Source organism: Primorskyibacter flagellatus (assembly GCF_014638275.1).
Taxonomy (GTDB): domain Bacteria; phylum Pseudomonadota; class Alphaproteobacteria; order Rhodobacterales; family Rhodobacteraceae; genus Pseudooceanicola; species Pseudooceanicola flagellatus_A.
In genome coordinates this window covers 56,525-82,484 of sequence record NZ_BMFJ01000001.1, presented here as the reverse complement: position 1 = coordinate 82,484, position 25,960 = coordinate 56,525, and the positions used below count along the sequence as shown (strand labels likewise).

Below are 25,960 nucleotides of genomic sequence, written 5' to 3'. Positions count from 1 at the left end.
CAGGGCGGCCCCCGAAAGGGCCACCCTGCAAAGATTTCCGAAGTGTCAGCCGAAGTTGTACGGCGGGCCTGCTTCGTTGATGACGGAGTTGTATTCCTTGAAGATGTTCACGATCTTCTGCTGGATTTCACCTTCCTGGGCAATCTCCTCCCAGAAGGCTTTCGCCGCATTTTCCACCTCGGCCCATTCGGCGGCCGGCACGGTGCGCAGTTCCAGCTTGTCGCCGGTGGCGCGCAGCTTTGCCTCGCCTCCCCAGTACCACTGGTTGCGGTAGGTGTGACCGGCCTCGATCCCGGCCATGACCAGGGATTTCAGATGGTCCGGAAGCTCCGCCCATTTCTGTTCGTTGGCAAAGAAAGACCCGATCCAGGCACCGGAGATGTTGTTGGTCAGGAAGTAGTCGGTCACGTTGGCCCAGCCCACGGTGTAGTCTTCCGTGATCCCCGACCAGGCCATGCCGTCAAGCTCACCGGTCTGCACGGCGACCTCTGCATCCTCGTACGGAATGTTCATCGGCACGACGCCGAATTGCGCGAGGAAGCGCCCGGCGGTCGGGAAGGTGTAGAGCTTCAGCCCGTCGAGATCGGCAACCGAGGTGATCTCTTTCTTGGTGTTGAAGTTACACGGATCCTGCCCGGCGGAGGAGAGCCACTTGACCCCGACCTTGGCGTATTCCTCTTCCCAGATCTCCTTCAGTCCGTACTGGTTGAACAGCACCGGAACGTCCAGGATGTGCTTGGTCGCAAAGGGGAAATAGCCGCCGAACTGGCGCAGGGGCGTCGGCGAGGCCATGGAGTCATCGTCCGAATGCACCCCGTCGATGGTGCCGCGCTGAAGCGCCTGGAACAGCTCTCCGGTCGGGACGATCTGGTCGGCGTAGAACAGCTCGATCTCGAGCTCGCCGTTGGCCGCGGTGTTGATGTAGTCGATGATCGGCTTGGTCACGTGTTCGCCAAGCGCCGCGCCGGCATAGGTCTGGAAGCGCCACTTGATCGCGGTCTGCGCCTTGACGATGGCAGGGGTGGCCAGCGCCGCAGGCGCCGCGATGGCGGCCCCCCTGAGGAAACTGCGTCTGGATTGGGTCATTTCACTTACTCCTGTTGGTTTCGAAAGGTCCGGCCGGTTGTCCCGGCACTGGTTCAGTTGTTGTAGACGAGGTCCGGCAGCCAGAGCGCGATCTGCGGGAACAGCATCACGGTGGCCAGCGCGACGATCATGACTCCGACGAAGGGGATGATCGACCGGTAGATGTCCTTCAGCGTGATTTCCGGCGGCGCCATCGCGCGCATCAGGAACAGGTTGTAGCCGAAGGGCGGGGTCATGTAGGCGATCTGGCAGGTGATCGTGTAGAGCACGCCGTACCAGATCAGGTTGAACCCGAGCTCCCCGACCAGCGGCACGTAGAGCGGCGCGACGATCACCAGCATCGCGGTGTCGTCAAGGAACGTGCCCATGACGAGGAACGAGAGCTGCATCAGGATCAGGATCACCCAGGGGTTCAGGCCAAGCCGTTCGGTGAACAGGTCCTCGATCGCTTTCACCGCGCCGAGCCCGTCGAACACAGCCCCGAAGGCCAGCGCGGCGAGGATGATCCACATGAACATGCAGGTGATGCCGAGCGTCTGGCGGATGCAGGTTTCGAACACCGCCCGCGTCATCCGCCCCTTGAGCACCGCCGCGAGGAAGGCCGCGAGCGCCCCGACGGCGGAGCTTTCGACGAGCGAGGTCCAGCCGTTCACGAAGGGCACCATCATGACGGCGAAGATCACCAGCGGCAGGATGCCCGCCCGCAGCAGCGCCAGCTTCTCGCGCAGCGGCACGGCGTCGCGCTCCTCTTTCGGGAGGACGGGGCCGAGGTCGGGGTTCAGGCGGCACCGGATCATGATGTAGACGATGAACATCGCCGCCATCATCAGCCCCGGCACCGCCCCGGCGAGCCAGAGTTGCCCGACCGGCTGGCGCGCGATCATCGCGTAGAGCACCAGCACCACCGACGGCGGCACGAGGATGCCAAGAGACGATCCGGCCTGTATGACCCCCGTCACCATGAGCTTGTCGTAGTTGCGTTTCAAAAGCTCCGGCAGCGCGATGGTCGCCCCGATGGCCATGCCCGCCACCGACAGCCCGTTCATCGCGGAGATCAGCACCATCAGCCCGATCGTCCCGATCGCCAGCCCGCCCGGCAGCCCGCCCATCCAGACGTGGAACATGCGGTAGAGGTCGTCGGCGATCTTGGACTCCGACATCACGTAGCCCATGAAGATGAACATCGGCAGGGTGAGCAGCGGATACCACCGCATCAGCTTGATCGCCGCCGAAAACCCGATGTCATACCCGCCCCGGTCGCCCCAGAGCAGCACCGCCGCCACCACCGCGACAAAGCCGATGGCGCCGAAGACCCGCTGCCCGGTGAAGAGCATGACCATCATGGTCGAGAACATCAGCAGGGCGATCAGTTCATAGGGCATCGCCGGGCTCCGCCTGGGTATCCGCGCGCGCGGGTTCCCCGGTTTTCAGATAGAGGATGTCCTTGGCCAGTTCGGACAGCGCCTGCAGCAGCATCAGCGCAATCCCGACACACATCACCACCTTGATCGGCCACATGTAGGGACGCCAGGCGGAGGGGCTGCGCTCTCCGCCGTACTGGAAGGCGTAGATGGTGGATTCGATCCCGCCCCAGAGCAGGATGCCGAGGTAGACCAGCAGGAAGAAGACGGTGATCGCGTCGAACCACGCCTTACGGCGCGGAGTGAAGTCGCCGTAGAACAGGTCCATCCGGACGTTCGATCCCATCTGCATCGCATAGGGACCGCCGAGGATGTAGTAGCCGACCATGAAGAACTGCGCCATTTCCAGCGTCCAGAGCGACGGCGTCCCCGCCACCTTGGAAAAGGTCGAATAGCCCAGTACCGCCATCAGCGCGAAGATGCCGTACATCATCACCCGGCCAAGCCGGTAGTTGAAGCCGTCCACAAGGGCGACGTAGCGGCGCAGGAAGCTCATCGTGCCGCCTCCGCCGTGTCCAGCGCGGCCTGCGCGGCGGTGAGGGTTCCGGCCAGATGCGCCGCCATGGCCTGCGCCGTGTCGGTGGTGGCGATCAGGTCGTTGCGGATTTCGATCATCAGCGGGGCGAGGCCGCGTGCCTCCCCATGCCTGGCCAGCGTGTAGGTCACGCCGTCGGCCTTGCCATAAGGATCGTTCAGCGCCGCACGATAGGGTCCGGCGGCCTGTTCCCGCGCCAGGCAGGCCCGCGCCAGACGGGCGTCGTCGTGATGCAGGAAGCCAAGCTCAACGGCGCGCCGGACCCCGTTGTAGACCGGCGTGAAGCTGTGGACCGTGACCAGCGAAACCGACCCCGTCCGCGCGTCCAGCACGCCTGACAAGGCGTCATGGAAGGGTTCATGAACCCGGTCGAACCTGTCCTGTCGCGCCGCCGCGTCGAGCCCCCGGTTCCCCGGCACCTCATGGATTTCGCTTTTTTCCGGAATCGCCGAAACCGCGTCGAGAGGGCGGTTCAGGTCGTAGACCAGCCGCGACACGCCCCCCGCGACCAGTGGGGCATCCAGCAGGTCCGACAGTGCAACCGCCACGTCCATTGCGCCGATGTCCCAGGCGGCATGCGAGTCCCGCGCCTCTGCCGACAGGCCGAGCCCCGCGAATTCCTCGGGGATCTCGCGCGCGGCATGTTCGCAGACCAGCACGAAGGGGCCGCGCCCCTCCGGGCGCACCACCTTCACCGCTGACCAGTCCTGCTGCACGAAATTTATCCCCTGTCCGTCGCCCTGTAATGATCACTACAAGAAGTTCTGGTCTGTCAAGATTTTGTCGATAGACTTTTCCTCATCCGCCGGAGGGACGCACGAAAGGGATCGTTTCTTGCCCACGACACCACTGGTCCGCGACCTGCTGAAGGAAAAGCAGGGAGAGCTGACGGCCTCGGAGCGCAAGCTCAGCGCCGCGCTGCTGGAGGATTCCCTCGTCGCCGGGCTCCAGTCGATCACCCGCCTTGCCGAACTGGCCGAGGTGTCGACGCCCACGGTCATTCGCCTTGCCCGCAAACTGGGCTTTGACGGCTTTCCGGACCTGCAGGCCGCCATCCGGGAGGAAATCGCCGCCCGGATGAAGCGCCCCCTTGCCAAGCTGGACACCGCCCGCGCCGACCCGCGCGACCATGTCGTGTCCCGCTTTGCCTCTGCCGTGTCGGAGAACATCAACCGCACGCTGGACCGGCTGGACCTCGCCGAATTCGACCGCGTGGCAGAGCTGCTTTCGGACCCCGACCGCAACCTGCACCTTCTGGGCGGCCGCATCACCCGGTCCAACGCGCATTACTTCTTCAACCACCTCCAGATCATCCGTCCGCAGGTCACGCTGATGGACAGTTCGCCAAGCGTCTGGCCGCAGTCGCTGCTGGACATGGGGCCGGCCTCCACCCTCATCGTCTTCGACATCCGGCGCTACGAGAGGGAGCTTGAGAAGCTCGCCCGGCTCGCCGTGGATCAGGGGGCCAACATTGTGCTGTTCACCGACGCCTGGGGATCCCCGATCGAGAAATGCGCCACCCACGTCTTCCGCGCCATGGTCGAGGTCCCGTCGAGCTGGGACAGCACGCTGGCGATCAACTTCATCGTGGAAACGCTGGTGGCCGAGGTCCAGAGCCGCCGCTCCGACTCCTCCGCCGAACGGATCGCGGCGCTGGAGAACATGATCGGCGCATCGCGGATCTTCAGGGGGTGAGCGCGGGGGCGGCTATTTCAGCACCCGCACCGCCAGCGCACATCCGACGATGATCGCCGCCCCGGCAATGCCCGCAAGGCTGAGCGTTTCGCCGAACAGGGCGACACCCGCGACGATGGCGAACACGATCCGGACGTAGGGAAACGGCGCGAGGGCAGAGACCTCCCCGACGCGGTAGGCCTCGATCGTCAGCATCATGCCGAGCGTTCCGCCACAACCCGAGAGCGCCAGCAGGATCAGCGCCCCGGCGTCGAGCGGCTGCCAGTCCAGCGCCGCGACCGGCGCGGTGCCGATACAGGCGACCACAGCGATCCAGAACATGATGGTGGCCGTCTGCTCTGTCCGCGCGAGGATACGGTTCATTAAGATCAGCACGGCGGAAGCGAAGGCTGCACCCAGCCCCAGAAGCACCGCCGGATCGACGCTGACCGCGGTCGGCCCGCTGGCCAGCGCGACGCCGACGAAGCCGAGGAGCGTCAGCAGCCACCGCGCCGGACCGACCCGTTCGGACAGGATCAGCGGGGCGAGCGCGACGGCGAAGAGCGAACTGGTGAAGGTCAGCGTTGTGGCAAGCGCGAGGTCGAGCGCCTGGAACGATCTGTAGTAGAGCAGCCAGCAGACAAGGCTCGTCAGCCCCCGCGCGAGGTGGAGGCCGGGACGGGACGTCCGCACGAGACCGGGCTGGCGCAGGGCAATCCACGCGCCGACGACCAGGAGCTGCACGAAACCGCGGGCAAAGACGATCTGGCCGCTGGTCGCCCCGTCGTCGAGCAGGCGCACGGCGACCACCTCTCCGGTAAAGGCGACGGCGGCGAGGACGAGCAGCAGCGCCCCCCGCCGGTTGTCCACCTCCGCGTTCACGGCGACGGTCATTCCGGTCCGCCGGTCCTGCGGTAATCCTCCGCGCTCTGCCGGCCGACCCGCGCCAGGATGTCGACCCAGGCCGCGAGACCCTCGTCGATGGCGCTTTCGCGCAGGAATTCGTTTGGGGCGTGGTAATCCTCGTCCGCGGTGGAGAAGGAGAACATCACCGTGTCGATGCCGAGAATGCGCCGGATGATCTCGGTCAGGGGCAGCGTGGCGCCGATCCTCACCCGGACCGGGCGGACGCCGGTCGTGGCCTCAAGCGCGGCTTCGGACGCGAGAAGCAGCGGGTGATCGCCGGGCAGCGCGGAGGCGGCGGACAGGCCGCGCACCCCGTGGAATTCAAGCGCAACGCCGTCGGGAATGCGGGCGCGCAGGTGGTCCTGCACCGCCAGCATCGTCGCCTTCGGGTCCTGTCCGGGGACAAGGCGCAGGGTCAGCTTCGCATGCGCCTCGTGCGGGATGACGGTCTTGGATCCGGCGCCGGTATGGCCGCCCCACATGCCGTTGAGCTCGATCGTCGGACGATACCAGAGCCGCTCCAGAAGGCCCATGCCCGGCTCTCCGAAACCCATGGCGCCGGTCGGGGCGAGGAAGGCCGCTTCGTTGAACGGAATCTCGGCCATCTCGGCGCGTTCCGCCTCTGTCATCTCCGTTACGGGGGCGAGCACCGCAGGCACCGCGATCCCGCCGTCGGGATTGTGCAGGCTGGCGACCAGCTGTGCCATAACGTGCAGGGCGTTCGGCACCACGCCGCCGTAGCGGCCCGAATGCAGGTCCTTCCCGGCGGTGCGCACCGTTATCTCGAACCCCGCCGACCCGCGTGACCCGGTGTTGACCGACACGAGGTCCGCTCGCCACCGCGCCCCGTCCGCCGACAGCGCCGCATCCGCCGACAGCAGGTCGCGGTGCGCTTCGAGGATGCCGGGGAGCGACGGGGACCCGGTCTCCTCCTCCCCCTCCAGCAGCAGCTTGACGTTCACCGGCAGCTGTCCGTCGACGGCAAGGAAGGCATCCAGCGCCGCGAGCGCGATCAGCATCGGCCCCTTGTCGTCCGACGCGCCCCGCCCATAAAGCCGCCCCTCGCGGGCGGTCAGTTCGAACGGGGGGGAGTGCCAGCTGTCATGCGGTTCGGGCGGCTGCACGTCGTAATGGGCATAGACCAGCAGGGTCGGCGCGCCGGGACGGTCCAGCCGGTCGGCGTAAAGCGCGGGCTGGCCCGTGCCGTCATCAGGGAGAAGCCGTTGCAGGTTGTTCCAACCCGCATCCCTGAGCCGGGTCTCCAGCAGCGACCGGGCGGCCTCCATGCCCGATGCGCGCGCCGGATCGGCACCGACGGAGTCCGCCGCGACCAGGTCCGCGAGGTCGGCAAGCAGCCGGTCCCTGTTCGCGAGGGCATGGGCAAGCACGGTGTCGGTCACGCCACGCCCCCGTCGACGGAGAGGATCTGCGCAGAGATCCAACCGGCCTCTTCCGAGGTCAGGAAGGCGGCGGCGGCGGCGATATCTTCGGGGCTGCCAAGGCGGCGGGTGTGAATGCGGGCCAGAAGCGCCGCCTGTCCGTCCGGCCCCATGGCCTCCCACTGCCGTTCTGTCGCGGGGTTGGAACGGACGAAGCCCGGTGCGATGGAATTTACCGTGACCCCGTGCGGCCCGAATTCGAGCGAGAGCTGCTTGGTCAGCCCGACCAGCGCGTGTTTCGCCGCCGTGTAGGCCTGTATCCCCGTCAGGCTGGGCCGCAGCCCCGCGCCGGAAGAGATCGTCACGATCCGGCCCCACCCCGCATCACGCATCCCCGGCGCGAAGGCCTGGGCCAGGAACAGCACAGAGTCGAGATTGGCGGAGAAAATCGCGCGCCAGCCCTCCTCCGTCACCTGGTCCAGCGGGCCGCCGACCTGACCGCGCACGCCGCCGGCCGCACTGACGAGGATGCCGGGCGCACCATGGTCGGCGCGAATCCGGTCCGCCATGGCCGACACCTGGTCCTTCACGCCAAGGTCCGCGGCAACGGCCGGAAGCCCCAGCCTGTCCGCGGCGTCTTCCAGCGCGGGCCCAGGCAGGTCGGTCACGACCACGGACGCACCGCCATCGGCCAGCCGCCGGGCAATGGCCGCACCGATGCCACCCACGACGCCGGTGACAAGCGCCGTGCGGGTCATGGCCGGGCCTCTGCCAGCGCGCCGAAGGTTTCGGCCGACATCGGGCGTTTGCCATCCTCGATCTCGTGGATCAGGGTGACGAGGCGGTCGATCAGGGGCGTCGTCATGCCATGCGTCGCCGCGATTTCCGAGATCACGCCGATCTGCGGATCGACCTCTGTCCTTCGCTTGCGCACGGCCAGGTCGCGGTAGATGCCGGAGTGGGTCTTCGCGGTTCTGAAGTTGAACTCCGCCAGGTCGGCGATGCTTTTCTCCGCCGCACCCTCGGGCGCGCCGGGGAGGTATGCCGCCGGGTCGAAGCCGTTGAACGGCTTTGGGTTAATCCCCTCGGCGACCGCGACAGACATGACTTCCCGCGCGAGGTCGATCAGGACGGGCGCGCGGTCGGGATGGGCGAAGTTGGCGGTCATGGAATCGGTCGTCAGGGCCGTGGCGAACAGCTGTGCGCCATAGCCGAGCTTGCCCCAGAGATAGGCCCAGATCTCGGTCGTCAGCACCGCGTCGGGTTCGAAGACGGAGAGCAGGCGGTGCATCTCACGCGTGCGGTCGCGGATCGTGCCGTCGATCTCTCCGACCACCACGGCCCCGCGGTTGCCGAAAAGGATGCGCCCCGGTTCAAGCCAGTCCGCGCCGTAGTTGACGAAGGCGCCCATGGTCCGTTCGGCCCCGGCGACCTCTGCTATGGTGCGTTCGTTCAGCCCGTTCTGCGCCGAGAGGATCACCCCGTCCTGGGCCAGGTGCGGCAGCAGGGCGTCAAGCGCGGGGCGGGTTGCGTGGGCCTTCACGGCGAGCACGATGGTGCGGTAGGTGCCGGTGACCTCGGCCGGCGTGACGCAGGGCACGACCTGGGTGAATTCCTCGACCGGGCCCTCGATGCGAAGGCCGGTGGAGGAGCAGGCACGGGCGTGCTCCTCCACGATGTCGACCATCTTTACCGGAATGCCGGCGCGGGCCCAGTAGGCGCCGAGGATGCCGCCGATGGCCCCGGCCCCCCAGATCAGGATCTCGTCGGTCACGGGCGCAGCTCCGGCCAGGGACCGTCCAGCGCGGCCCGGGTTTCCTCGACCCCCGTCGCCCAGATCTTCAACATGTCCTCGTCCGGACGCTGCCAGAGCGCGCCGAAGGACCCGTCGCCGAGCAGTTCCTTCACCTCGGCCGGGGGCATGGCCTTCATCAGACCGAGATCGACCATCGGCTTCTCGCCCTCGGGCGCGGGGGCGTGATCCAGCCGCGTCCAGGGGAAGTTCTCCATCCAGTTGGCATGCAGACCGGTCTTGTCGATGGATTGACCGACCGCCCATGTCTTGGGTGCATTCCACCAGTTGTGGAACTTGACGGAGATGTCGCCGTATTCCGTCATCAGCTCCTGCGCCAGCGCGCCGACCGGGTTGTTCCCGCCGTGCCCGTTGACGATCAGGATGCGCCTGAATCCGGACCGGCGGGCGGATGCGACGAGGTCGCGGAAGACGGCAAGCAGCGTTTCGACCCGCAGCGTCATGGTCCCCGGATAGGCCGCGAAATAGGGCGCCAGGCCGAAGGGCATCACCGGGAAGACCGGCACGCCCAGGGGCTCCGCCGCCTCGACCGCCACCCGCTCGGCCAGAATGGCGTCGACGCAGAGCGACAGCTGCGCGTGCTGTTCCGTCGATCCGAGCGGCAGGATGCAGCGGGGATCGCGGGCCGCGGCGGCCTCCACGTCGCGCCAGTTCATATCGGCTATCTTCATGTCTGGAGCTTCCCTTTCCTGCGGACGGCTTTTGCGGGTCTTGCGGCCTTTGCCGCCTCTATTTCCGGCAGCGGCGCGTCGACCCAGTCGGTCGATCCGCGCACGACTTTGGACATCAGCCCGAACAGCGTGTCCTGCTCTTCCGCCGTCAGGACGGAGAGCATGCGCCGTTCATGGGCCTCGAAGGCCGGCAGCGTTTCGTTGTAAAGGGCCCAGCCCTCTTTCGTCAGGACGAGAGGTTGCAGACGACCGCTGCCCGGCTCCGGATCGCCGCGTTCGATCAGGTGAAGCTTTTCCAGCCGGGCGATCGCGCGGGACAGGGTGTTCTTCGGGAAGCCCGAGGTCAGGGAGATATCGCGCGACGACCCGCCCCGCGTGATCGCCAGCGAATAGAGCACGACATATTCGGGGCGCGACAGTTCGTAGTCCGACTTGATCCAGCCATAAAGCGGAACGTTGTAGAGCAGGGCCATGTAGTTCATGCGGAACGCGAAGGGGCAAGGATTGCGGTCGAGCTTCGCGTCCAGCATCTCCGCCCCCGGAGCGGCCGCGTCGCCCGTCCTGCCTGAATTTTCGTCACGATCCTTTGCCACGCCTGCCCCGGCCTCCTGCTCGGTCCAACTAAGTTCCATATTGAACTTGACGTGGAGATTAAGCGCCCGCATCGTAAGAGTGCAAGTTCCAATTGGAACCTGAACGGGTCCGGATAAGGGAACGCAAACCAACAGGATGGTTATGAGATGAAACATATGGCACTTCTGCGGCCCGCTGCGGTCGCGATCGGTCTGATGGCGGGCGCTGTCGCCCCTGCGCAGGTCTTTTCTCAGGAACTGGTGATGGGCGTGCGCGGCGGGCCCGAGTCGCTCGATCCGCACTTCTCCGCGCTCGGGTCCCATGCCGAAGCGGCGAAGCACATCTTCGACACGCTGGTCTGGTCCGGCGACGACCTGCAGATCGAGCCGGGCCTCGCGACCGAGTGGACGCCGGTCGATGACGACACCTGGGAATTCAAGCTGCGCGAAGGCGTGAAATTCCACGACGGCAGCGATTTCGACGCCGAGGACGTCAAGTTCTCCATCGAGCGCATCCCGGTCGTCTCGGGCCCCACGACCACCACGATCTACGTCCGCCGCGTGAAGGAGGTCGAGATCGTCGATCCCCTTACCCTGCTGATCCATACCGACGGCCCGGCGGCGACCCTGCCCTATGACTTCGTCCGCCTGTTCATCGTCTCCTCCGACGCGGCGAAGGACTATTCCACGCCCGAAACCGCCGCCGAAGGGTTCAACTCCGGCAAGGCGACCATTGGCACCGGCCCCTACAAGTACGTGTCCTGGGAACCGAAGGGCGACCTCGTGCTCGAGCGCTTCGACGACTACTGGCGCGGCGAGGGTGCCTGGGAAAAGGTGACCCGCAAGGAGATGCCGAACGACAGCTCCCGACTGGCCGCGCTGAAGGCCGGGCAGGTCGATGTCATCAACTACGTCTCCTCCGTCGACTACCTCGCGCTGGAAAGCGACAGCGCGGTCGACACGATCAAGGGCGACTCCGTCTACATCATGAACCTCCAGCTCGATCAGCGTGAAGACACGCCGATGGTCCGGGCCAAGGACGGGTCAAAGCTGGACGCGAACCCGTTCCGCGACATGAAGGTGCGCGAGGCGATCGACGCCGCCATCGACCGCGAGACCATGGTCGAGATCGTGCTGGAAGGCCTGGGCAAGCCCGCCAACCAGATGATGCCCGCGGGCTTCTTCGGGTCGAACGACGACATCCCGATGCCGGAGTACGATCCGCAGAAAGCCAAGGACCTGCTGGCAGAGGCCGGATATGCCGACGGATTCGAGGTCGACCTCTACTGCACCTCAGACCGGCTGCCGGGCGATGGCGCGATCTGCCAGGGTCTGGGCCAGATGCTCTCTGCAGTGGGGATCAAGACCAACGTCAATGCGGTCTCCAAGACAGTCTATTTCCCGGCGCAGGGACGGCTGGAATATTCCATGTTCATGAACGGATGGGGCACCCTGACCGGCGAGGCGTCCTACACGCTTGGCGGTCTGGCGCACACCAACAACCCCGACGTGAAAATGGGCGCGTTCAACCGCATCGCCTATTCCAACCCCGAGGTGGACAAGCTGCTGCAGGAGGGCGCGACGACGCTCGACGCGGACGCCCGTCGCGGCATGTACGAGGAAGCAATGGCAAAAACGATGGCCGACAAGGCCTACATCTCCATCGTGCAGCTGCAGACGGTCTGGGCGGCGAAGGCGGGGGCGCTGACCTTCACCCCGCGCTTCGACGAGGACACGCTGGCCTTCTTCATGAAGCCCGCATCCTGATGCCCTGAGGCTCCGGGCGGCCCCTCTCCGCCCGGAGCCGATCCGAAGGTCCCCCCATGCTTGGCTTCGTCATACAGCGCCTGCTGCAGGCCATCATGGTGATGGCCGTCATGTCGGTGATCGTGTTCTGCGGCGTCTATGCGATCGGCAACCCGATCGACATCGTGATCCCGCCCGACGCGACGCAGGACCTGCGGGAAGAGGCGATCCGCCGCCTCGGTCTCGACCAGCCGCTCTGGAAGCAGTACCTGACCTTTGCCGGCAACCTGATGCAGGGCGATTTCGGCCGCAGCTTTGTCTACAACATCCCTGTTCTGGAACTGATCGGCGGACGCCTTCCCGCCACGCTGGAGCTTGTCCTGATCTCCGTCCTGTCCGCGACGGTTCTGGGCGTTTCGCTTGGCGTCTACGCCGGATACCGGCCTGACAGCTGGCTGTCCAAGACAATCATGGCGGTTTCGGTCCTGGGTTTTTCGGTACCGAGCTTCTGGGTCGGCCTGATCCTGATCCTCACCTTCGCGGTCAACCTCGGCTGGCTGCCCGCGGGCGGGCGCGGCGACACGGTGCTGGTCTGGGGCGTGCCCTTTTCCTTCCTCACGCTCGACGGGCTGAGCCATATCGTCCTGCCCGCGATCAACCTCGCGCTGTTCAAGCTGGCGATGATGATCCGCCTCGCCCGCGCCGGAACGCGCGAGATCATGCTGACCGACACGATCAAGTTCGCCCGCGCCGCCGGGATCTCCGAAGCGGTGATCCTGCGGCGTCACCTGCTCAAGCTGATCTCCATCCCGATCATCACCGTCTTCGGACTGGAACTCGGCTCGACCCTCGCCTTCGCCGTGGTGACGGAGACGATCTTTTCCTGGCCCGGCGTCGGCAAGCTGATCATCGATTCCATCGGTGTGCTCGACCGGCCCGTGATGGTCGCCTACCTGATCCTCGTCGCCTTCCTCTTCGTGCTGATCAACTTCACGGTGGACCTCGTCTTCGCCCTGATCGACCCGCGCATCCGGGCAGGAGCAACCGAATGACCCCCCTCGCCCGTTTCTGGTCCGAATTCCGCGAGAACCGCATCGCGCTGGTCGCGCTGGTCGTTGTCGTCCTCGTCGTGCTGCTGGCGATCTTCGCGCCGCTGATCACGCCGCAGGATCCCTATGACATGACCGGCCTGTCGCTGATGGACGCCCGCCGCCCGCCCGGGTTCGTCGGCTCTGGCGGCTATGCCCATGTCCTTGGCACCGATCCGCAGGGCCGGGATCTGCTGTCGGCGATCCTCTACGGGCTGCGCATCTCGATCCAGATCGGGCTGGCGGCGGGGGGCGTCGCGCTGACCATCGGCGCGGCGCTCGGCATCCTCGCGGCCTATGCGGGCGGACGGATCGAGACGCTGATCATGCGGATCGTCGACCTGCAGCTGTCCTTCCCCGCGATCCTGCTGGCGCTGGTGCTGGTCGCGCTTCTCGGCCAGGGCAAGGGGCAGCTGATCGGCGCGCTTGTCGCGGCGCAATACGCCTATTTCGCCCGCACCGCCTATGGCGCGGCCAAGTCGGAACGCCGCAAGGATTACATCGAGGCCGCGCGGGCCACCCCGCTCTCCACCCGCCGGGTGATCCTGCGCCACCTGCTGCCGAACTGCACCCCGCCGCTGATCGTCGTGGCGACGGTGCAGATCGCCAACTCCATCTCTCTCGAGGCGACGCTGTCCTTTCTCGGCCTCGGCCTGCCGGTGACGGAGCCGTCGCTTGGCATGCTCATCTCCAACGGCTTTCCCTACATGATGTCGGGGCGGTACTGGATCTCCGTCTATCCCGGCATCGCGCTCATCATCCTGATCGTGGCGATCAACATCGTCGGCGACCAGATCCGCGACCAGTTCAACCCGAGGCTCCGCAAATGAGCCCGGTGCTGGAGGTCACGGGGCTGAGGACCCATTTTCACACCCGCGCCGGGGTGGTGAAAGCTGTCGACGGCGTGTCCTTCAAGCTGGAGCAGGGCGAGATCATGGGCCTGGTCGGAGAGTCCGGGTCGGGCAAGACCGTGACCGGCTTCTCTCTGCTCGGGCTGGTCGATCCGCCGGGACGCATCGTGGAAGGCTCCGTCAGGCTGAACGGGACGGAACTGGTCGGCATGTCCGAGCGGGACCTGCGCAGGCGCCGGGGCCGCGAGATCTCCATGGTCTTTCAGGACCCGATCGCCACGCTCAACCCGATGTTCACCGTGGGCCAGCAGATGAGGATGGCGCTCGAGTCGCACGGGTCCATCTCGGGCAGGGCCGCCGCCGCCCGGTCGGAGGAACTGCTGACCATGGTCGGCATCCCCTCCCCCCGCGCGCGCCTGCGCGCCTATCCGCACGAATTCTCGGGCGGGATGCGTCAGCGGGTGGCGATTGCCATCGCGCTGCTGCACCGCCCCTCCGTCATCGTGGCGGACGAACCGACAACCGCGCTCGACGTGTCGATCCAGGCGCAGATCCTCGCCACCATGCGGACGCTGGCGACCGAGACCGGGACGTCGCTCATCTGGATCTCCCACGACCTCGCCGTGGTGTCCTCCCTCGCGACACGCCTCGCCGTGATGTACGCGGGCCGCGTGGTCGAGGAGGGACCAACCGCCGACATCCTGCGCCGTCCGCGCCACCCCTACACGCAGGGGCTGATCGCCTCGCTTCCCGCCATGGCCGAACCCGGCGCGCCGCTGACGCAGATCCCCGGCACCACGCCCTCGCTCTTGTCGCTGCCGCCGGGCTGTCCTTTCGCCCCCCGCTGCCCCCGCGCGACGGCGGCCTGCGCGGCAGAACCCGTGCTGACCCGCGACGGAACCCGCGCGGTCGCCTGCTTCCACCCGGCGGAGCCTGCATGACCTATCTCACGATCGACCACGTCAGCCGCCACTTCGCCCCGCATCTGACACTGGGTGAAAAGATCGCCGCCCGTCTCGGGGCCGATGTGGAAACCCGTGCGGTGCAGGCCGTCACCGACGTTTCCGTCACCGTGCCCAGGGGGCGGACCCTGGGTCTTGTCGGGGAGTCCGGCTGCGGTAAGTCCACCCTCGGGCGCGTCATCTCGGGCATCCTTCCGCCGTCGACCGGCACCGTCCTGCTGGACGGAAAACCGGTGATGACCGGCGGCAACAAGACGACAACCCGCGTGCAGATGGTGTTTCAGGACCCCTTCGCCAGCCTCGACCCCCGCATGAAGGTCGGTGAGGCGGTGGCCGAGGGTCCCGTCGCCCACGGACTGACCACCCGCGCGAAGGCCCGCGACTACGTTGCCGGCTGGTTTGCCCGTGTCGGGCTGGACCCCGCGCTGGCGGATCGCTACCCGCACCAGTTTTCCGGCGGGCAGCGCCAGCGGATTGCCATCGCCCGCGCGCTCGCCATGCAGCCCGACCTGCTCATCTGCGACGAACCCGTCGCCTCTCTCGACGTGTCGATCCAGGCCCAGATCATCAACCTTTTCCTCGACCTTCGCCGGGACCTTGGCCTGACCTGCGTGTTCATCTCGCATGACCTGTCGGTGGTCCGGCATGTCTGCGACCGCATGGCCGTGATGTACCTTGGCCGCATCGTTGAGGAAGGAGCCACCGAAACCGTCTTCAACGACCCGGCGCATCCCTACACGCGGTCCCTGCTCGCCTCCGTGCCGGAGCTGGTTCTGGATGCGGACGACCTGGTGCAGTTCGTTCCGATCGAAGGCGAAGTCCCCTCCCCCCACGCCCCGCCGCCGGGCTGTCACTTCAACCCGCGCTGCCCGTTTGCGAAAGACATCTGCCGCACGGAGAAGCCGCCACTGAAGCCTCTGACTGCCGATCGGTTCGCGGCCTGCCATTTCGCGGAGGAAATCCTCGCGGGGGCCGCAACCTGAGACTGCGGCAGGACGCGGCGCATATCCCCTCGCGTCACCGCATAACTGCACCTGCGGCAGAGACCGGCCATCCGCTTGAGAAGACAGGCAAGAACCTGTAGGTTGCTCCGGTAGCCAGCCGCACGGAAGTTCCCCGTTGCGGACAGCCAGATCGCCTCGGGCCAATCCGGAAGGTCATCCATGGGCTATAGTCACGACTTCACTGGACATACCAACAGCCTGCGCAGCGTCTCCCCGGTGGAGTGGCGGCAGTTCGGCAACGCCCTTGTCGCCCATTGGCAGGCCGTCGGCGATCGGGGGGCGACCGGAGACTACATCTCCGCCAACCCGCGCATCAGCATCTTCTTCGACGACATGAGCTCCATCTCCGCGACGACCGGAGACAGGACGCGGCACCTTGCGCGGGCGATCTTCATCCCCGCCGGGATGCAGCTGCGGACCAGCTTCTCGAAGCCGCTCAGCTTTGCGCATGTCGATATTCACATCGACCATTCCTGGGCGGTGCAGTTCCTCTCGACCACCCTGCCGAGGACGGTCGCGACCCGCGCGCTGGAAACCCCTTCGGAACGCGACGACATCGCGGACATCGAACCGCTGGCGCACCTGCTGGTCAGCGAACTGCGCGCGAAGCGGCATCATGACCTCTATGCGGAGAACATCATCAACGCCCTCCTGGCTGCCGTCCTCGACCTGAATGTCGCCACGACGGAGGACGCCAATGCCCGCCTGACCGGGGCCCAGATGCGCAAGGTGCTGCGGCTGCTCGACACATCACGCGGGCGGCGGCTGAGCACGGCGCAGATGGCAGAGGCGGTGAACCTCTCCGTCAGCTGGTTTTCCCTCGTCTTCCGCAACACCACCGGGATGACGCCGCACCAGTGGCAGCTGAGCAAGCGGGTCGATCAGGCGCAGGATCTTCTGTCCGGGTCGGATCTGAGCGTGGCCGACATCGCCGACCGGCTTGGTTTTTCGGATCAGGCGCATCTGACCCGGGCCTTCCGCCGGATCGTCGGAGAGACCCCGGCCAGCTGGCGCCGCTGCCAGCGCCGTCCATGAGACGGACCTGACGTCCCGCCCGGCCGAGGGGACCGGGCGGGACGGGCCGTTTCACCAGGTGCGCCGAAGGGCGGCGGTGATCGTGCGACCGTTGTTGTAATAATCCGCCGTGCCGCGACCGACGACATACTGCCGGTCGAAGATGTTGTTCACGTTGATCGTGAGTTCCGTGTTCTCGGCGAAGGAATAGGAGAAGGAGGCGTCGATATAGGTCTGCGCCGGACTCTTCCCCGTGTTGTTGTAGACGTTGTAGTAGTACGGCCCGATATAGCGCGCACCGATCCCCACGGTCACGTCCCCGAAGGATCCGGTGTCGGGCAGGTCATAGGTCAGCCAGATCGAGGCGAGGTGGTTCGGCACCGTCGCAAACTGGTTGCCGTCAACCGTCACGCCACGCACGACACCCCGGACATATTTGGAGTCCTGGTAGCTGTAGCCCCCCGACAGGGTCAGGCCGTCCGCCAGTTCTGCGCGGGCCTCGAATTCGATCCCCCGGACGCGGGATTCACCGATGGTCTGGCGCACGATGCCGACCCCCGGCACGTTCACCGGCACCACCACGTTCGACTTGGTCAGGTCGTAGACGGAGGCCGTGAACAGCGCGTTGTAGGCCTCGGGCTGGTACTTGATCCCGGCCTCGTACTGCGCCCCGCGCTCGGGCTGCGTGCCGATGGAGGGCGGCGCGACCGACTGCACATAGCTGGCATAGGCCGAGATTTCGTCGGTGACCTTGTAGGTCAGCGCGGCCCGGTAGGAGTTTTCCGAGAAGCTCGCCTGTGTCGTGGTGCCCGCCAGCCTGTCCGTATTTGTGATGTCCAGCCAGTCATGCCGCGCCCCGACCGTCACGATCACGCGGTCCGAGAACGACAGGTTCTGCTGCAGGAAGACGGATTTGGTGGTGAAACTGTTCGCCTGCACGCTGTAGGGCGCGTAGCCGGTCGGCGCGCCGGTGTAGACCGGGTTGGTCGTGTCGATCGGCGTGTGGTTGCCGTAGAAGGATGAGCTGGTGGTCGATGCATCGCGGAATTCGAACCCCGCGAGGGTGCTGCTGTCGGCGGCCCCGACGGTGGTGTCGTACTGCAGGATGACATTGCCGATCAGCTCTTCCGCGGTGCTGTCGGACCCGAAGTAGTCGCGCGGCACCATCGTCCCGGTGCGGGTCGGGCTGTCGTTGACATAGACATAACCGAAGTTGTCGGTCAGGTCGCTGTAGCGCAGGTTTGCGTTCAGCTTCAGCCCGTTTTCGAATTCGTGGCGCAGACCGGCGGATACGGTCAGCCGCTCCACGTCGTGATAGTTGAACGACGGCTCGCCGAAGAACTGGTCGCGGTCGTAGATCCGGTCAAGCGGGTAGCCGCCGCTGTTCGGCGTGCCGTCGCGCTTGAGGTAGTCGACGGAGAAGGTCAGCTCCGTCACATCGGTCGGCCGGTAGGCGACAGAGCCGAGAAGGAACTTCTCGTCGTCGCGCGAATTCGGATATTCCAGGCTGGCGTCTTGCACCTTGCCGACGAAGCGGTAGGCCACCGTCCCTTCCTCGTTCATGACGTCGCCGACGTCGAACCCGATCTCCGCATGATCGTGCGATCCGTAAGACCCGTAGACCTCTCCGAACCGGTAGAACTTCGGTGTCTTGGTGACGAAGTTGACGGTGCCGCCCGGATCGGAGGTGCCGAAGAGGGTGGAGTTGCCGCCCTTCATCACCTCGAGCCGCTCGAAGGCGAAGGGTTCCTCACGCACGCCACGCATTGAGCCAAGCGTCAGGCCGTCGCGGTAGGTGGAGGCCTGGAACCCGCGCACGAGGTAATAATCGTTCCGGTCGTCGGTGCCGTAATAGTCAGTGACGATGCCGGGGGTGTATTCCAGCACGTCCTCGACCTTGTCCGCGTCGCGCTGCGTGATCTCCTTCTGGGTCACCACCGCGACCGAGGCGGGCGTGTCCAGGATGCTGGTTGCCACCTTGCCGCCGGTCCACAGCTCTTTCGCGACGGTCGATTCCGCGTCGTCATCCGCATCGAAGCTCAGGTTCACGATGATCGGCGACAGGCGGTAGGCCCCTGCTTCGTCGGTATCCTGGGCGACGGCGGTCAGCGGAATGGCGACCAGCGCGGTGCATCCCAGAAGCAGGGACAGTCGGCGGGACGGGCGACCGTGTGAGGGAGTATGATGAGAAGAGGGTGACCCCATGACGTGTTCCAAGCTTTGATGTGTCTGCCGTGCTGGCTGACCGTCCCGGTCGAACGGATGGCTTGCAGCCTCGGGACCAGGGGCGGAACCCGTCGATCCTTCGGCGTCGAATGCCGGCCCCGCCCTGCCGGGATTCGGCCGGACGGGTCCTTGTGAGGGCACCTAACGCGGCAGACCGCCGATATGTATTGAATAATTTGACTGTTTTTGTCAGATTCTCCGGAAAACCCGTCAAAAAGACTCGGAATTGTGCGCCATCTGTGATTGCTCGGCTTGACGGGCGCTTGCCCGGCTGGAATTTCGCCCGAACCGAGCCGGTCTGGAGGCCTGCGTCATATGCCCTCGAACATCAAATCGACGCTCATCGTCCTCGTTGCTTGGCTGTGCGTGGGCACACCGCAGGTTGCCGTGGCCGACGATTTCCCTGTGACCGTCCGGCACGCCTTCGGCGAGACGACCGTGCAGGCCAGGCCGGAGCGCGTGGCGACCGTGGCCTGGGCCAATCACGAGGTCCCGCTGGCGCTTGGTATCGTGCCGGTCGGGTTCGCGCGGGCGAATTTCGGGGACGATGACGGCGACGGTCTGCTGCCCTGGGTCGGCAAGCGGCTGGAAGAACTGGGCGCCGAGGTCCCGCCGCTGTTCGACGAAGGCGACGGCATCGACTTCGAGGCGGTGGCCGCCGCGCAGCCCGACATCATCCTCGCCGCCTATTCCGGACTGTCCCGGTCCGACTACGACACGCTCAGCCGGATCGCCCCGGTCATTCCCTATACCGATGGTCCGTGGTCGACCGGCTGGCGTGAGATGATCCGCCTGAATTCCGCCGGTCTCGGCATGACGGAGGAGGGAGAGGCGCTGATCGCCCGCATCGAGGGCCAGATCGCTGAAGTCGTCTCAAACCACCCCGAGGTCGCCGGAAAAAGCGCGATGTTCGTCACCCATCTGGATATCCGCGACCTCAGCGTCATCCGGTTCTATTCCGCCAACGACCCGCGCGTCCGGTTCCTCGAGGATCTCGGCCTGCGCTCTCCTCAGGCGGTGATCGAGGCGACGGTTCCCGGAAAGTACAGCGGCGAGATGAGCGCGGAGAAGATCGACGCCTTCGCCGACGTCGACATCGTCGTCAGCTACGGCGGGCGGGCATTGTTCGACCGGGTGAAGTCGAACCTGCTGACATCGCGCATGAAAACCGTCGAAGACGGCGCGGTCGTGCTTCTGGGCAACGATCCGGTCGGCACGGCGGCCAACCCGACCCCGCTGTCGATCCCCTGGGTGCTGGACGACTACGTCAGCCGCCTGGCCGACGCCGCACGCCGGGTCAGATGACGAACGTCAGTGACGCAACGCTGCGGGGTCTCCGCCGGTCCCGGCAGGGGCGCAGCGCATGGCTGCTCGTCGTGCTGCTGGCGCTGGCCGGCGCCTGTGCGCTGTCGGTCAGCCTCGGCACGCGGGAGGTGAGCCTGTCCGAAATCCTTGCCGGACTCTCGGGCCGGACCGACACCATGTCACAGGCCGTTGTCGCCGTCCGAGTCCCCCGCACCCTGCTGGCGGCGCTGGCCGGGGCGGCGCTTGGCCTTGCCGGTGCGGTGATGCAGGGCGTGACGCGCAATCCGCTCGCCGATCCCGGGATCCTCGGGGTGAATGCCGGCGCATCCATGGCCGTGGTCATCGGCATGGCCTGGTTCGGGATGCAGACGCTTGGCGCTTTCCTGTGGACCGCGATCCTCGGCGCGGGGGTCGCGGCCTGTTTCGTCTATGCTATCGGGTCGCTAGGACGCGGCGGGGCTACACCGCTGAAGCTGGCACTGGCGGGGGCGGCGACGGCAATTGCCGCCATGTCCCTGACCCGCGCCGTGGTCCTGCCGCGCAACGACATCGCGGGGGGCGTCCTGTCATGGCAGATCGGCGGTGTCGGCGGGGCCACCTATGACGCCATCCTGCCCTGCCTGCCGTTCCTTGTCGCGGGGCTTGTCCTGAGCCTTCTTTCCGCGCGCAGCCTGAACCTGCTGGCCCTGGGCGACGATGCCGCGGCGGGGTTGGGCGCAAAGGTCGCCTGGGCACGGGCGGGGGCGGCGCTTGGTGCGGTGCTGCTCTGCGGTGCGGTGACGGCGATCTGCGGGCCGATCGGCTTTGTCGGACTGGTCGTGCCGCATGTCTGCCGCCTGCTCGTCGGGGTGGATCATCGCTGGCTGCTGCCGTTTTCCGCGCTGTCCGGGGGCACCCTGCTGATCGTCGCTGACGTGATCGGCCGCATCGTCGCCCGCCCGTCCGAGATGGACGTGGGCATCGTCACCGCCTTCATCGGCGCGCCGGTCTTCATCTGGATCGTCCGCCAGCGCCGGGTCCGCGACCTGTGAGCGTGCTGGACCATACCGCCACGACCGCGCGGATCGGGGCGCTGCGCCGCGCGCGGCGCAACGGCCGTCTGCGGCTGGCCGCCGGGATGATCGCGCTCCTGACGCTCGGCGTCTACGCGACCCTCGTCACCGGCCCGACCATGGCCCCGCCCGCCGACCTGCTGCGTGTCCTGACCGGAGAGACCGTGCCCGGCGCCAGTTTCGCCATTCTCGACCTGCGCCTGCCGCGCGCGACCCTGTCGATCCTGACGGGGATGAGCTTTGGCCTCGGCGGGGTGATCTTCCAGACGCTGCTGCGGAATCCCCTCGCCAGTCCCGACATCATCGGCATCAGCGCCGGGGCCAGCGCCGCCGCGGTCTTTGCCATCGTCGTGCTCGGGTGGAGTGGTCCGGCCGTGTCGGTCATCGCTGTCATCGCCGGCCTTGGCGTCGCGCTGCTGATCTACCTGCTGGCCTGGCGCGACGGCGTGTCGGGCGCGCGGCTGATCCTGATCGGGATCGGCCTCTCCGCGATGCTGGACAGCATGATCGCCTATGTCGTCTCCCGCGCCCCGGCCTGGACAATGCAGGAGGCGATGCGCTGGCTGACCGGCAGCGTCAACGGCGCGACCCTGGCCGAGGCGCTGCCCGTCCTGCTCTCCCTGACCATTCTCGGCGGCCTGCTGCTGGCCCGGCGCAGCAACCTGGAGGCAATGAGACTGGGCGACGATACCGCCGCCGCGCTTGGCGTTCCGCTGGCGCTGGACAAGGTGCTTGCCATCATGGCGGCCGTCGGGCTGATCGCAGTCGCAACCGCCGTGTCCGGCCCGATCGCCTTTGTCGCCTTCCTGTCCGGACCGATTGCCACGCGTATCGCCGGCCCGGGGCGGTCGCCGCTGATCCCGGCGGCACTGGTCGGCGCCCTGCTGGTGCTGGTCGGAGACTACATCGGCCAGCATCTGCTGACCGGCCGCTACCCGGTCGGCGTCGTGACCGGCGCCCTCGGCGCGCCCTACCTGATTTACCTGATCGTCCGGTCCAACCGCACCGGGGGAGAGACATGACCACACTCACCGCCGAAAGGCTCAGCGCCGGTTACGGCACCCGCACCATCCTGACGACGCTGGACCTCAGCATCCCGCCGGGCGCGATCACTGCCATTGTCGGCGCGAATGCCTGCGGCAAGTCCACGCTGCTGCGCTGTCTGTCCCGCCTGCTGAAACCGAGCGGGGGACAGGTCGTGCTGGACGGCCGCGCGGTCCGCGACATCCCAACCCGCGACCTCGCGCGCACCCTCGGGCTGCTGCCGCAGTCGCCCATTCCGCCCGACGGGATCACGGTCGCCGATCTGGTCAGCCACGGCCGCCACCCGCATCAGGGCCTGTTCGCCCGCTGGACCGAGGCCGACGACCGCGCCGTTGGAGCCGCGCTGGACGCGACGCGGACCGCCGACCTGGCCGACCGGGAGGTCGACGAGCTTTCGGGCGGGCAGCGCCAGCGGGTCTGGATCGCCATGGCGCTGGCGCAGGAGACCGACATCCTGCTGCTCGACGAACCGACGACCTTCCTCGACATCGCGCACCAGATCGAGGTGCTCGATCTGCTGGTCGATCTCAACCGCCGCCGGGGGACCACCATCGTCATGGTGCTGCACGACCTCAACCTTGCCGCGCGATACGCCGATCACCTCGTCGCGATCCGGCAGGGGCAGGTCCACACCGCCGGGGCGCCCGGGGACGTCCTGACCGAAGACATGGTCGAACAGGTCTTTGGCGTGCCCTGCCACGTGATGACCGATCCGACCTCGGGCAAGCCGATGATGCTGCCGCTTGGCCGCCACCTCGTGCCTGTCCCAGCCAACGAAACCGCTATGAAGGAAGCGTCCGAGTGACCTACATCGCACATGCCAGCGCGATCTTCGGCGGCCCCCTCCCCGACGACCTGATCCCGCATATCGCCGCCCATGCGCGGGAGGCGGAGCTTCAGGTCGAAGAAAGCGCGACCGCCATGACCGTCACCGTGCCGCTGGCCCGTGTGGCGATGGAGCGCAACGCGGCGCGCCTGAACGTGCAGGTCGATGCCATCGACGCGGTGTCGCTTCAGAACATACGGGATTACCTGCTGCATATCCTAGACCATGTCGCGCCGGGGCTTTCGGGGGAATGGCAAGGCGATTTCCTCCGCAACCGTGCACCGCTGAACTTCGCGACCGCCAGCGTCCGGCGGGTCTGGCGCGTGGCGCCACGCTTCCTGCGGATCGAACTGGACTGCGCCGACACGAAGCGGCTGGACGAAGGGCGCGGGATGCACTTCTCCCTCCTCCTGCCGCCGGAGGGGCGCGCCCCGGTCTGGCCGCGGCTGGACGACAACGGCCGGACCGTCATGCCCTCCGGCGCGGATCAGCTGCACCGCGCTGTCTACACCTTTGTCGACCTCGATCCGGGCAAGGGGCGCTTTTCCTTCGACGTGTTCGAACATGAGGGCGGGCGCACCACCACCTGGGCCCGGTCTGTGCAGGGCGGTGAGGTTGTCGGCATCACGGGCCCCGGCAGCGGGGATTTCCCGCCGGGACAGGACCTGCTGATCGCCGGGGACGAAACAGCGCTGCCCGCCATCCGCCGCATCCTCGAACGCTCTGCCGCCGACCGGCGCGGCCGCGTGGTGCTGGAGGTCGGCACGGAGGAGGACATCTGTGATCTGCACCACCCCGCCGGAATGGAGGTGACGTGGCGGCTGCGCAGCCGGAACGAAACGCTCTGGGATGTGCTGGCGACCGCCCCGCTGCCCGGGGGCGCGGACAGCTACGTCTGGATCGCCGCCGAAAAGGAACTGGTCCGCAAGGCCAAGGCCCGTTTCCGCGACACGCTCGGCGTCGGTCCGAAGGGAGGTTATTTCGCCTATTACTGGGAAGCCTGACGGCCCTTGCCCGCTCGCCCCCGGTGGAGGATACACAAGACCTCTGCCCCAGCCCGCCACGGAACAGACCGCCATGCTTCGCCAGTTCTTCGACTACTACCGCCCGTGGAAAGCCCTGTTCTGGCTGGATTTCGGCTGTGCTGTGCTTTCCGGCCTGCTGGAACTGGCGTTTCCGCTGGCCGTGCAGGCCTTCATCGACCGGCTGCTGCCGTCGGGCGATCTGCCCCTGACCGTTCTCGCTGCGGTCGGGCTGCTGGTGATCTACCTCGTCAATGCGGGGCTCATGGCGGTGGTGATCTACTGGGGCCACATGCTTGGCATCAACATAGAGACCGAGATGCGCCGCCGCGCCTTCGACCACCTGCAGCGGCTGTCGTTCAGCTATTTCGACAAGGTCCGCACCGGAAAGCTGGTCGCCCGCGTCACCCGGGATCTCGAGGAGATCGGAGAGGTCGCGCACCACGGGCCCGAGGACCTGTTCATCGCGGTGATGACCTTTGTCGGGGCCTTCCTGCTGATGCTCACCATCGACGTCGAACTGGCGCTGATCACCGCCGCCATCGTGCCCGCCTGCGTTGCCATCGTCGTGTTCTACGGCGGCCGGATGACCCGCACCTGGCGCGAGATCTATTCCCGCGTCGCGTCGTTCAACATCCGGCTCGAGGAAAACGTCGGCGGCATGCGCGTGGTTCAGGCCTTCGCCAATGAGGACCACGAAAAAGCGCTGTTCGCCAAGGACAACGCCGCCTACCGCAGCACCAAACTGGCGGCCTACAGGGTGATGGCGGCGTCATCCGCACTCAATTACATGGGGATGCGCCTGATCCAGGTGATCGTGATGGTCGCAGGCGCGATCTTCGTGCTGAACGGGTCGCTCAGCACCGGGGGGTTTGTCGCCTTCCTGCTGCTGGTCGGTGTGTTCTTCCGTCCGCTCGACAAGATCGCCGCGGTGATCGAAGTCTACCCGCGCGGCATCGCGGGCTTCCGCCGCTATCTCGAACTGATGGAGACAGCGCCGGACGTGGCGGACAGCCCCGACGCCAGACCGGCACCCTCCCTGCGCGGAGAGGTTGCATTCGACGCGGTCAGCTTCGACTACGGCGACGACCGCCCTGTGCTTCACGATGTCTCGCTCACCGTCCGCCCCGGAGAGACGATGGCCTTCGTCGGCCCGTCCGGCGCGGGAAAGACGACGCTGATTTCGCTGGTGCCGCGGTTCTATCAGCCGACCGCGGGGCGTATCCTGATCGACGGGCAGGATATCCGGACGATGACCCTGAAGTCGCTCCGCCGTCAGATCGGGATCGTCAGCCAGGACGTGTTCCTGTTCGGCGGCACCCTGCGCGAGAACATAGCCTACGGTCGTCTTGACGCGACCGAGGACGAGATCCGTCAGGCCGCGGACCGGGCCCAGCTGTCCGGAATGATCGCTGACCTGCCCGCGGGTCTGGATACCGTGGTGGGCGAACGCGGCGTGATGTTGTCGGGCGGGCAGAAACAGCGGGTGGCGATTGCACGCGCCTTCCTCAAGAACCCGCCGATCCTGATCCTGGACGAGGCGACATCGGCGCTTGATACGGAAACCGAACGGCTGATCCAGTCTTCCCTGACCGACCTGTCGCGCAATCGCACGACGCTGGTGATCGCGCACCGCCTGGCAACCATCCGCGACGCCGACCGCATTGCCGTGATGGACGGGGGCCGGATTGTGGAGATGGGAACCGATGCCGAACTTCGTCGGACAGCGGGACGGTACGCCCGGCTGAACACAGCCTGAGACA

The 25,960-nt window shown here is 66.6% G+C and carries 24 protein-coding genes; 13 read left to right on the top strand and 11 right to left on the bottom strand.

The window, feature by feature from the left end:
• Positions 1–45: 45 nt before the first annotated feature.
• From IEV87_RS00410 to IEV87_RS00395, 4 genes are read right to left on the bottom strand one after another with little or no spacing between them, the layout of a single operon-like run.
• Positions 46–1,086: a TRAP transporter substrate-binding protein gene (locus IEV87_RS00410; protein ID WP_188475668.1), complete on the bottom strand. Its 1,041-nt coding sequence runs from the start codon at positions 1,084–1,086 to the stop codon at positions 46–48.
• 53 nt (positions 1,087–1,139) lie between these two features.
• Entirely contained in the window at positions 1,140–2,468 is a 1,329-nt protein-coding gene (locus tag IEV87_RS00405) for a TRAP transporter large permease (protein WP_188475667.1), read from the bottom strand.
• Positions 2,458–3,003: a TRAP transporter small permease subunit gene (locus IEV87_RS00400; RefSeq protein WP_188475666.1), complete on the bottom strand. Its 546-nt coding sequence runs from the start codon at positions 3,001–3,003 to the stop codon at positions 2,458–2,460. The genes IEV87_RS00405 and IEV87_RS00400 overlap by 11 nt, the downstream gene beginning before the upstream one ends.
• Positions 3,000–3,758: an N-formylglutamate amidohydrolase gene (locus IEV87_RS00395; RefSeq protein WP_188475665.1), complete on the bottom strand. Its 759-nt coding sequence runs from the start codon at positions 3,756–3,758 to the stop codon at positions 3,000–3,002. The genes IEV87_RS00400 and IEV87_RS00395 overlap by 4 nt, the downstream gene beginning before the upstream one ends.
• 118 nt (positions 3,759–3,876) lie before the next feature.
• On the opposite strand from IEV87_RS00395, the gene IEV87_RS00390 reads away from it, so the two are divergent.
• On the top strand, positions 3,877–4,737 hold the full coding sequence (locus tag IEV87_RS00390; RefSeq protein ID WP_188475664.1) for a MurR/RpiR family transcriptional regulator: 861 nt from the start codon (positions 3,877–3,879) through the stop codon (positions 4,735–4,737).
• Between the two features lie 12 nt (positions 4,738–4,749).
• Here the strand turns inward: IEV87_RS00390 and IEV87_RS00385 are convergent, their stop codons facing one another.
• From IEV87_RS00385 to IEV87_RS00365, 6 genes are read right to left on the bottom strand one after another with little or no spacing between them, the layout of a single operon-like run.
• A complete protein-coding gene (locus tag IEV87_RS00385; RefSeq protein WP_188475663.1) occupies positions 4,750–5,610 on the bottom strand; it encodes a DMT family transporter in 861 nt (286 codons plus the stop codon).
• Complete coding sequence (locus tag IEV87_RS00380; RefSeq protein WP_188475662.1) at positions 5,607–7,022, bottom strand: M20/M25/M40 family metallo-hydrolase; 1,416 nt, start codon at positions 7,020–7,022, stop codon at positions 5,607–5,609. The genes IEV87_RS00385 and IEV87_RS00380 overlap by 4 nt, the downstream gene beginning before the upstream one ends.
• Complete coding sequence (locus tag IEV87_RS00375) at positions 7,019–7,759, bottom strand: SDR family NAD(P)-dependent oxidoreductase (protein ID WP_188475661.1); 741 nt, start codon at positions 7,757–7,759, stop codon at positions 7,019–7,021. Before IEV87_RS00375 ends, IEV87_RS00380 begins: the two co-directional genes overlap by 4 nt.
• Positions 7,756–8,775 (bottom strand): ketopantoate reductase family protein, encoded by a 1,020-nt coding sequence (locus IEV87_RS00370; RefSeq protein ID WP_229737386.1) that lies wholly within the window; start codon positions 8,773–8,775, stop codon positions 7,756–7,758. Before IEV87_RS00370 ends, IEV87_RS00375 begins: the two co-directional genes overlap by 4 nt.
• Positions 8,772–9,485 carry a creatininase family protein gene (locus tag IEV87_RS22730; RefSeq protein ID WP_229737385.1) on the bottom strand — a complete coding sequence of 238 codons (714 nt, stop codon included), beginning with the start codon at positions 9,483–9,485 and terminating at the stop codon, positions 8,772–8,774. Before IEV87_RS22730 ends, IEV87_RS00370 begins: the two co-directional genes overlap by 4 nt.
• A complete protein-coding gene (locus tag IEV87_RS00365) occupies positions 9,482–10,078 on the bottom strand; it encodes a MarR family winged helix-turn-helix transcriptional regulator (RefSeq protein ID WP_188475659.1) in 597 nt (198 codons plus the stop codon). Before IEV87_RS00365 ends, IEV87_RS22730 begins: the two co-directional genes overlap by 4 nt.
• Positions 10,079–10,225: 147 nt before the next feature.
• On the opposite strand from IEV87_RS00365, the gene IEV87_RS00360 reads away from it, so the two are divergent.
• The 6 genes from IEV87_RS00360 (at position 10,226) to IEV87_RS00335 (ending at position 16,743) form a co-directional block, all read left to right on the top strand.
• Positions 10,226–11,824, top strand: coding sequence for an ABC transporter substrate-binding protein (locus tag IEV87_RS00360; protein WP_188475658.1), 1,599 nt, complete (start codon positions 10,226–10,228; stop codon positions 11,822–11,824).
• 56 nt (positions 11,825–11,880) lie between these two features.
• Positions 11,881–12,855 (top strand): ABC transporter permease, encoded by a 975-nt coding sequence (locus tag IEV87_RS00355; protein WP_188475657.1) that lies wholly within the window; start codon positions 11,881–11,883, stop codon positions 12,853–12,855.
• Positions 12,852–13,721, top strand: coding sequence for an ABC transporter permease (locus IEV87_RS00350; protein ID WP_188475656.1), 870 nt, complete (start codon positions 12,852–12,854; stop codon positions 13,719–13,721). Before IEV87_RS00355 ends, IEV87_RS00350 begins: the two co-directional genes overlap by 4 nt.
• Entirely contained in the window at positions 13,718–14,683 is a 966-nt protein-coding gene (locus tag IEV87_RS00345) for an ABC transporter ATP-binding protein (protein ID WP_188475655.1), read from the top strand. Before IEV87_RS00350 ends, IEV87_RS00345 begins: the two co-directional genes overlap by 4 nt.
• Positions 14,680–15,687 (top strand): ABC transporter ATP-binding protein, encoded by a 1,008-nt coding sequence (locus IEV87_RS00340; protein WP_188475654.1) that lies wholly within the window; start codon positions 14,680–14,682, stop codon positions 15,685–15,687. The genes IEV87_RS00345 and IEV87_RS00340 overlap by 4 nt, the downstream gene beginning before the upstream one ends.
• A gap of 180 nt (positions 15,688–15,867) precedes the next feature.
• Positions 15,868–16,743, top strand: coding sequence for a helix-turn-helix domain-containing protein (locus IEV87_RS00335; protein WP_188475653.1), 876 nt, complete (start codon positions 15,868–15,870; stop codon positions 16,741–16,743).
• Between the two features lie 51 nt (positions 16,744–16,794).
• On the opposite strand, the gene IEV87_RS00330 is transcribed toward IEV87_RS00335, so the two are convergent.
• Complete coding sequence (locus IEV87_RS00330; protein ID WP_188475652.1) at positions 16,795–18,927, bottom strand: TonB-dependent siderophore receptor; 2,133 nt, start codon at positions 18,925–18,927, stop codon at positions 16,795–16,797.
• A gap of 336 nt (positions 18,928–19,263) precedes the next feature.
• Between IEV87_RS00330 and IEV87_RS00325 the strand changes: the two genes are divergently transcribed.
• From IEV87_RS00325 to IEV87_RS00300, 6 genes are all read left to right on the top strand, one after another.
• A complete protein-coding gene (locus IEV87_RS00325) occupies positions 19,264–20,253 on the top strand; it encodes an iron-siderophore ABC transporter substrate-binding protein (protein ID WP_188475651.1) in 990 nt (329 codons plus the stop codon).
• A complete protein-coding gene (locus tag IEV87_RS00320) occupies positions 20,250–21,284 on the top strand; it encodes a FecCD family ABC transporter permease (RefSeq protein ID WP_188475650.1) in 1,035 nt (344 codons plus the stop codon). The genes IEV87_RS00325 and IEV87_RS00320 overlap by 4 nt, the downstream gene beginning before the upstream one ends.
• Before the next feature lie 2 nt (positions 21,285–21,286).
• Entirely contained in the window at positions 21,287–22,327 is a 1,041-nt protein-coding gene (locus IEV87_RS00315) for a FecCD family ABC transporter permease (protein WP_373284019.1), read from the top strand.
• The gene (locus IEV87_RS00310) at positions 22,324–23,154 is read left to right on the top strand and encodes an ABC transporter ATP-binding protein (RefSeq protein ID WP_188475649.1); all 831 of its coding nucleotides are present in this window, start codon (positions 22,324–22,326) and stop codon (positions 23,152–23,154) included. Before IEV87_RS00315 ends, IEV87_RS00310 begins: the two co-directional genes overlap by 4 nt.
• Entirely contained in the window at positions 23,151–24,179 is a 1,029-nt protein-coding gene (locus IEV87_RS00305) for a siderophore-interacting protein (protein ID WP_188475648.1), read from the top strand. The genes IEV87_RS00310 and IEV87_RS00305 overlap by 4 nt, the downstream gene beginning before the upstream one ends.
• 73 nt (positions 24,180–24,252) lie before the next feature.
• On the top strand, positions 24,253–25,956 hold the full coding sequence (locus tag IEV87_RS00300) for an ABC transporter ATP-binding protein (protein WP_188475647.1): 1,704 nt from the start codon (positions 24,253–24,255) through the stop codon (positions 25,954–25,956).
• Positions 25,957–25,960: the final 4 nt, after the last annotated feature.

What these genes read in the sequence shown, in the direction of transcription:
- IEV87_RS00385 (WP_188475663.1), bottom strand. Translation starts at nt 5,610, where the DNA reads ATGACCGTCGCCGTGAACGCGGAGGTGGACAACCGGCGGGGGGCGCTG.
- IEV87_RS00310 (WP_188475649.1), top strand. Translation starts at nt 22,324, where the DNA reads ATGACCACACTCACCGCCGAAAGGCTCAGCGCCGGTTACGGCACCCGC.
- IEV87_RS00360 (WP_188475658.1), top strand. Translation starts at nt 10,226, where the DNA reads ATGAAACATATGGCACTTCTGCGGCCCGCTGCGGTCGCGATCGGTCTG.
- IEV87_RS00330 (WP_188475652.1), bottom strand. Translation starts at nt 18,927, where the DNA reads ATGGGGTCACCCTCTTCTCATCATACTCCCTCACACGGTCGCCCGTCC.
- IEV87_RS00410 (WP_188475668.1), bottom strand. Translation starts at nt 1,086, where the DNA reads ATGACCCAATCCAGACGCAGTTTCCTCAGGGGGGCCGCCATCGCGGCG.
- IEV87_RS00350 (WP_188475656.1), top strand. Translation starts at nt 12,852, where the DNA reads ATGACCCCCCTCGCCCGTTTCTGGTCCGAATTCCGCGAGAACCGCATC.
- IEV87_RS00375 (WP_188475661.1), bottom strand. Translation starts at nt 7,759, where the DNA reads ATGACCCGCACGGCGCTTGTCACCGGCGTCGTGGGTGGCATCGGTGCG.
- IEV87_RS00405 (WP_188475667.1), bottom strand. Translation starts at nt 2,468, where the DNA reads ATGCCCTATGAACTGATCGCCCTGCTGATGTTCTCGACCATGATGGTC.
- IEV87_RS22730 (WP_229737385.1), bottom strand. Translation starts at nt 9,485, where the DNA reads ATGAAGATAGCCGATATGAACTGGCGCGACGTGGAGGCCGCCGCGGCC.
- IEV87_RS00345 (WP_188475655.1), top strand. Translation starts at nt 13,718, where the DNA reads ATGAGCCCGGTGCTGGAGGTCACGGGGCTGAGGACCCATTTTCACACC.
- IEV87_RS00300 (WP_188475647.1), top strand. Translation starts at nt 24,253, where the DNA reads ATGCTTCGCCAGTTCTTCGACTACTACCGCCCGTGGAAAGCCCTGTTC.
- IEV87_RS00320 (WP_188475650.1), top strand. Translation starts at nt 20,250, where the DNA reads ATGACGAACGTCAGTGACGCAACGCTGCGGGGTCTCCGCCGGTCCCGG.
- IEV87_RS00400 (WP_188475666.1), bottom strand. Translation starts at nt 3,003, where the DNA reads ATGAGCTTCCTGCGCCGCTACGTCGCCCTTGTGGACGGCTTCAACTAC.
- IEV87_RS00325 (WP_188475651.1), top strand. Translation starts at nt 19,264, where the DNA reads ATGCCCTCGAACATCAAATCGACGCTCATCGTCCTCGTTGCTTGGCTG.
- IEV87_RS00340 (WP_188475654.1), top strand. Translation starts at nt 14,680, where the DNA reads ATGACCTATCTCACGATCGACCACGTCAGCCGCCACTTCGCCCCGCAT.
- IEV87_RS00335 (WP_188475653.1), top strand. Translation starts at nt 15,868, where the DNA reads ATGGGCTATAGTCACGACTTCACTGGACATACCAACAGCCTGCGCAGC.
- IEV87_RS00355 (WP_188475657.1), top strand. Translation starts at nt 11,881, where the DNA reads ATGCTTGGCTTCGTCATACAGCGCCTGCTGCAGGCCATCATGGTGATG.